Raw genomic sequence first — 5515 nt, 5'->3', positions numbered from 1 at the left:
AGAGCGCCACTGTTTGTAATGCCAATATACGGTTGAGTAGGGAGGTAAATCTAATGGTCGCGTCTGCGCAATTGCAACCATTCTTGAGTCGATCGGGCGATGCCATTTAAAATTTCTCTTTGAGTCCAGCTAGGGGGTAGAGTTTTCTTTTTTAGCGGCAATATTTGAGAGAGTAAGGGTGACAAAACTTCCCATTCAGCATCTGTGAGATTAGTAGAGTACGCCATTTCTCTCGAAGTGTTTTGATGATAATTTTACATCAACGAGCGTCAGCGGGGACAACCAACTTGAAAACCTTTCCAGGCTAAGCTTTAAACCCCAAAACCTCAACAAATAGCTCACAGCAGGCAATTGACTGCTATGAGCTTCACGCCCGCTACGAGTAGATCGCCGACTGTGAGTAGATCGCCGGCTATGAGTAGATCGCCTGCTGCCGGGATCGTCAAAAGATCTCAAATGGGTTCTATACACGTAGATCTGCAGTTAAAAAAATAACTCTTCTTCGAGCAATCCAGAAAATCCGAAAAAAGACCCTGTGTAAATCGGATGTGAAATTAAAAGCCCTCCCCTACGCTCACAAAATTAAAAAAGCTATAAAACGCCGATGTGCCGGCTGTAAAGCGCATTAATGTCATTGGTGAGGAGGGGGGGTAAAAAAAGTAGGGAGAAATAGGTTATAAAGTTATTTTTGGAGCTGCCCCTGTTGCCAATTTCCCTCTACCTTCGTTCCATCTGCATATATATAAGAACCTTGCCCGTGTTTTTGCCCGTTGAGGAATTCACCTTGATAGCGATCGCCATTGGCGTAAATGCAAGTACCTTTGCCGTTGAACTGACCCTCGCTAAATTCGCCTTCGCAGCGATCGCCATTCGCAAAAACGTAAACTCCTTTTCCGCTCATCTTACCCTTGACAAAAGTACCTTTATAGCTATTTCTATTGGCGAACTCACGGACACCTTCACCACTAAATTCTCCATTGTCAAACGACCCTTGATAACGTCCCCCTTCTTTAAAAGTAAACAACCCCTGACCTTGAGTGTTGCCCTTCACAAACTCTCCTTCATAGCGGTTGCCGTTCGGATATTCGCGAACCCCTTTACCGTGAAATTGCCCTTCACTAAATTGCCCCTCATAACGGCCTCCTTCAGCAAAGGTATAAATTCCCTGCCCGTGAGGTAGATTATTCAGCAACTCTCCTTCGTAGCGGTTCTTATTAGCATATTGACAGACGCCTTTGCCGTTAACTTTTCCTTCTTTAATATCTCCTTCGCAACGAGTGCCATTACTGAACGTAAAAGCCCCTCGACCGCTGGGAGAACTATTGGTAAAAGAGCCTTCGTAACGAATCCCGTTAGTTGAGGTAAAAGTGCCTGTACCATCGAATTCACCATTTTTAAAACTGCCTTCGTAGCGGTTGCCGTTAGCAAATTCGCGGACACCTTGACCGTTGAATTCACCCAAGGCAAATTCTCCTTGGTATTTACCTCCTTCTTTAAAGGTATAAATGCCTTGACCGTGAGGTTGGCCGTTGAGAAATTGGCCTTCGTAGCGATCGCCGTTGGCATATTGACAGATGCTGGGGCCACTGAGTTTTCCATCACTCAATTCTCCCTCGCAACGTCCGCCATCGGGTAAAGTAATTACTCCTGCCATTGCGCTGTGAGGGTTGGCAAACAACAGAGCCATTCCCAAGTTGGAACCAAGTAATAGAGCGAGTCCAACTCGCTGAAGTTTACTTAATATTGCTGACGACATTACCAAATTCATAATTCACAAAAAATTCAACTTTTAACTTTGCTATTCCTGGGACGGTGCTATACAATTCCCAGCCACATTGCTAGAGTCTCAAAAAAATCCCTAGTCATTGAGCCGGAAGGTAATGGATGCTGTTTTTCCTTGAATGCCACTCTCTGATGAGGCAAATTTCCATTTTTCTACTGTTTTAATTGCTGCGCTATCGAAGTCGTCGTGCTTGCTCGAAGTCAAGATCGCGATGTTGAATGCCTTACCGTTGGGGTCAACGTCAAACATGACTTCCACTCGGCCTTCCCGCCCTTGTTGTCTGGCTGCGCTCGGATATTCAGGTTTACCGCAGCTAATGCAAGTGCCGGGAGGCGGACCGGAAGGGCGCGAAGGACTCCCCCCTCTTCTTGGATTTGTCGGTTTTGGCACTGGCCCCGAACCGCTGCCAAATGGTCCTGACGAACCCCCGCCACCATTTCCACCTCCACCGGGTGATGAGTTCGATGCACTTCCTCCAGGGCTACCAGAGGAGGCGAGGTTTCCTACATCTCCGATCGCATTTCCAGAATTGCCGCCGCCTCCTGGCCTGGTGGTCGTGACTGGCGAACCAGCCCCAGGCGTTCGGGGCGATCGCCCCGAACCAGCCGCAAATGGCTCTGAGGAAGGTATGTCGCCATTTTCGCTGGCACCGGATGGTGAGTTCGACGCACTTCCTCCAGGGCTATCAGAGGAGGCGAGGTTTCCTACATCCCCGATCGCATTTCCAGAATTGCCTCCGCCTCCGGGCCTAGTAGCTGTGACTGGCGAGCCAGCCGCGGGCGATCGCTGTATGGGCCCGGAAGAAGGATTTAATGGCTCTGAGGAAGGCTCCCCGCTACCCGCCGAAGCAGATGAGGAGAGCGGGTTATTTTTTTCAGGGCTGTCGGAGGAGTTGGGATTTCCAGCATCTTTTGTAAAGTCTGGGAGACTCCCAGCACCCTTGGGGCGGGAGGCGATAACGGGTGGTTCGCTTTGTGGAGGAGCGGGCGAGGGGGTTTCGGGTTCCCTGGCGATCGGGGTTTTAGGAGTTTCTGGGGAATTGAAATCCTGTTGAGGTGCGAGGGAAGGCTCCCGAGGAGTTGGTGGCGGAGTTTCCGTTAAGGGCAACTCTTTCTTAATCTCTGGTGGTGGCGTTACCGCTACCGGTGGCTCCTCTGGAATCGGCGGGGGCGTTGCCGCTACCGGTGGCTCCTCTGGAATCGGCGGGGGCGTTGCCGCTACCGGTGACTCCTCTGGGGGAGTTGGCTCTGGTGGCGGTTCTGGTTTGAACGTCTCAGGCGGGGGAGATACCTTTTCTTGAATAGCCGGCTCAGGCTGGGTTTCCTCTACTTTGGGCTCATCAAGCATAACAATTTCAATGGCATCTTCTGCAAATTCAGCAGGTTTGACCAACTTGAGGCTCAACGGCAGCGCGACACCGTGCAGGAAGGTTGAGGCTAACAGACTGAGCGCCAGAACTTTTTTGAGACCTTCTTCTTGTTGTTGTCTTTGCGTCGCCGAAACATTTGAAAAACTCATGCCTTATCAATCTCCTTTATGGATGGGTTGGCAACATCCTCGCTGGCTCTCCCACATCACCCGAAACAAGCTACCAACTGCCGCTTGAGCTTGCTATCAATGATGAACCTACCCATCCTATAAGAAGACTGTCACCCTGTTCAAGACTCTTGCAATTAATTTTCATTATTTTATTTTGATATAGCGAGTAGACGCTACCGATCAGCATTTCCTGTGGGTGCGCCTACGTCGCTCTTGTGGGTGCTGTCAATGTTCTGATTCTGGCAGGGCAAGGTTCCACAATGCCTTAAATACAATACTTTAGCCCGTAATCTACCAATAAATTTCCATATTCTCAAGCTTTTCAGAGAAGATTATTACATAACAATCAAAAAAGTTTAATACTATTTATATAAACAAATCTTATTTAAAATTGTGGATGATGGCTTGACAAACACTGAATTTTGTGGAAACCTAGTTGAAAATCTTTTAAATTATTGAAGATTATTGTCAAGTCCTAACGCAAATCTTTAGCAAGCAAGCACTGGGAGAAAAATCGGTCGAGATCGCAGTAGAAGCATTTTGGGTAAAGACGAAGATAGTCACATACAGGTAGTGCGTTTGTGCGATCGCGATCGCGCTTGAGTGAAACAATTCGCAGTCTGAATCACTGATACCGACTTGACGCAGAAACTCTACCAGCCTTCGATCGGGCTAATTGCACCATTAGGCAGCTTGCGATCATTCAACAGAGCTAGCGAGAGTACAAACCAATGGATAGTCTCATTTACATTTTTAAGGCCGCAGGCATTGTTGCTTGGCCGCTGTTTGCCTCGTCAATCGCAGCATTAGCGCTGATCATAGAGCGTCTTGCCTTTTGGTTTAGGGTAAATCGGCGGCAGCGGCGAGTGGTGCGGGAAGTGCTACAGATATACAGTCAAAACCCAGATTCCGCCATCAAAAAGTTACAAGTAAACGGCGATTTGCCCCTAGCCCGGATTTTTTTAGAAGCTTTAGAATTAGACTCGCCCAACATCGAAGAATTTCGTTTGGCCCTAGAGAGTGGCGCTCAGGCAGAAATCCCCATCCTGAAGCGATTCAATACAATATTTGACACCATTATCAGCCTTTCCCCGTTATTTGGGTTGCTCGGAACTGTTTTGGGGTTAATTACTACCTTTGGTTCCCTCAAACTGGGGGATGCCACTGGCACCAATGCCGCAGGTGTTACCGCTGGGATTAGCGAAGCCCTCATCTCTACGGCACTGGGGTTAGTGGTGGCAATTTTTACGCTCCTATTTGCCAATATGTTTCGCGGGTTTTACTTACAGCAGATAGCTTATATTCAGGAAGCCGGAGGCCAGCTAGAGTTATTGTACCGTCACCGCTACGAAAAACTACCAAGAGAATCTAACTATGCGTCTACCCGATGAACCTGATAATATTCCCCAGATCAACATCGTGCCAATGATTGATGTGGTCTTCGCCATATTGACATTTCTAATTGTTTCCTCTTTGTCTTTATCCAAATCCCAGGGTCTGCCCGTAAATTTACCGAAAGCATCAACGTCTCAAGTTCAGGACTCGCCTGCTAAAATTACCGTCACGCTCGATGCTCAGGGAAAATTCATGGTTGATAAAAAGTTAGTCAACTTAGACCAGATTGAGAGTACGGTGCGACAAGTGATGGGGTCAAATCCGAGCGCCTTAATTGTGCTGAATGCGGATAAAAGCGTCAATCATGGAAGTGTTGTGGAAGTTATGGATCGATTACGCCGAATTAAGGGAGCTAAGTTAGGGATTGCTACCACAAAGTAGAGAGCTACAGCATCTTGCATTTATATGTGGGACACTAAATTCCGTAGATAAGCGGAAGAAATGAAACCTTATTTGAGTTAGACGAGTGAAAAAATAGTTAAAACATATCAACAAGGTGATACATCAATTAGCAAAGGAGTCGCTCGTTTTGATGTGAGTAAAGTCTTTGTCCAGAAACTCTTGAAATAAAAACAAATTACTGGTCATCTTCAACAAAAAAAACATGGTGGAAGTATGAAAAGAGTCTTACACTCGCACAAGGCTCAATTGTCTTTTCTCTGATGATGGAAAAGTATCCAGATGGTACTCTTTCAGAATACTGTGAATACAGCACTTTGCGTGACTAAGAGGTACAGTAACAGCAGTGAGCAAAATAATTTTCGATTTGCTTAGTTGAACATAATTTCACTCCCAATT

5 protein-coding genes are annotated in these 5515 nt (G+C 47.0%); 2 read left to right on the top strand and 3 right to left on the bottom strand.

The window, feature by feature from the left end:
* Positions 1–50: 50 nt before the first annotated feature.
* From E5S67_RS30785 to E5S67_RS30775, 3 genes are all read right to left on the bottom strand, one after another.
* Positions 51–227, bottom strand: coding sequence for a hypothetical protein (locus E5S67_RS30785; RefSeq protein WP_172193101.1), 177 nt, complete (start codon positions 225–227; stop codon positions 51–53).
* Positions 228–682: 455 nt separating this feature from the next.
* Complete coding sequence (locus tag E5S67_RS30780) at positions 683–1768, bottom strand: MORN repeat-containing protein (protein ID WP_172193099.1); 1086 nt, start codon at positions 1766–1768, stop codon at positions 683–685.
* A 90-nt stretch (positions 1769–1858) separates the two neighbouring features.
* Positions 1859–3301 (bottom strand): energy transducer TonB, encoded by a 1443-nt coding sequence (locus tag E5S67_RS30775; protein WP_172193097.1) that lies wholly within the window; start codon positions 3299–3301, stop codon positions 1859–1861.
* Between the two features lie 752 nt (positions 3302–4053).
* Between E5S67_RS30775 and E5S67_RS30770 the strand changes: the two genes are divergently transcribed.
* Both E5S67_RS30770 and E5S67_RS30765 read left to right on the top strand, forming a co-directional pair.
* The gene (locus E5S67_RS30770) at positions 4054–4713 is read left to right on the top strand and encodes a MotA/TolQ/ExbB proton channel family protein (RefSeq protein WP_172193095.1); all 660 of its coding nucleotides are present in this window, start codon (positions 4054–4056) and stop codon (positions 4711–4713) included.
* Positions 4697–5098: an ExbD/TolR family protein gene (locus tag E5S67_RS30765; RefSeq protein ID WP_172193093.1), complete on the top strand. Its 402-nt coding sequence runs from the start codon at positions 4697–4699 to the stop codon at positions 5096–5098. The genes E5S67_RS30770 and E5S67_RS30765 overlap by 17 nt, the downstream gene beginning before the upstream one ends.
* Positions 5099–5515: the final 417 nt, after the last annotated feature.

The organism is Microcoleus asticus IPMA8, from assembly GCF_013179805.1.
Lineage (GTDB): Bacteria > Cyanobacteriota > Cyanobacteriia > Cyanobacteriales > Microcoleaceae > Microcoleus > Microcoleus asticus.
This window is presented reverse-complemented; position numbering and strand designations above follow the sequence as displayed.

Coding starts and splice junctions, on each gene's coding strand:
- E5S67_RS30765 (WP_172193093.1), top strand. CDS start 4,697: ATGCGTCTACCCGATGAACCTGATAATATTCCCCAGATCAACATCGTG.
- E5S67_RS30785 (WP_172193101.1), bottom strand. CDS start 227: ATGGCGTACTCTACTAATCTCACAGATGCTGAATGGGAAGTTTTGTCA.
- E5S67_RS30775 (WP_172193097.1), bottom strand. CDS start 3,301: ATGAGTTTTTCAAATGTTTCGGCGACGCAAAGACAACAACAAGAAGAA.
- E5S67_RS30770 (WP_172193095.1), top strand. CDS start 4,054: ATGGATAGTCTCATTTACATTTTTAAGGCCGCAGGCATTGTTGCTTGG.
- E5S67_RS30780 (WP_172193099.1), bottom strand. CDS start 1,768: ATGAATTTGGTAATGTCGTCAGCAATATTAAGTAAACTTCAGCGAGTT.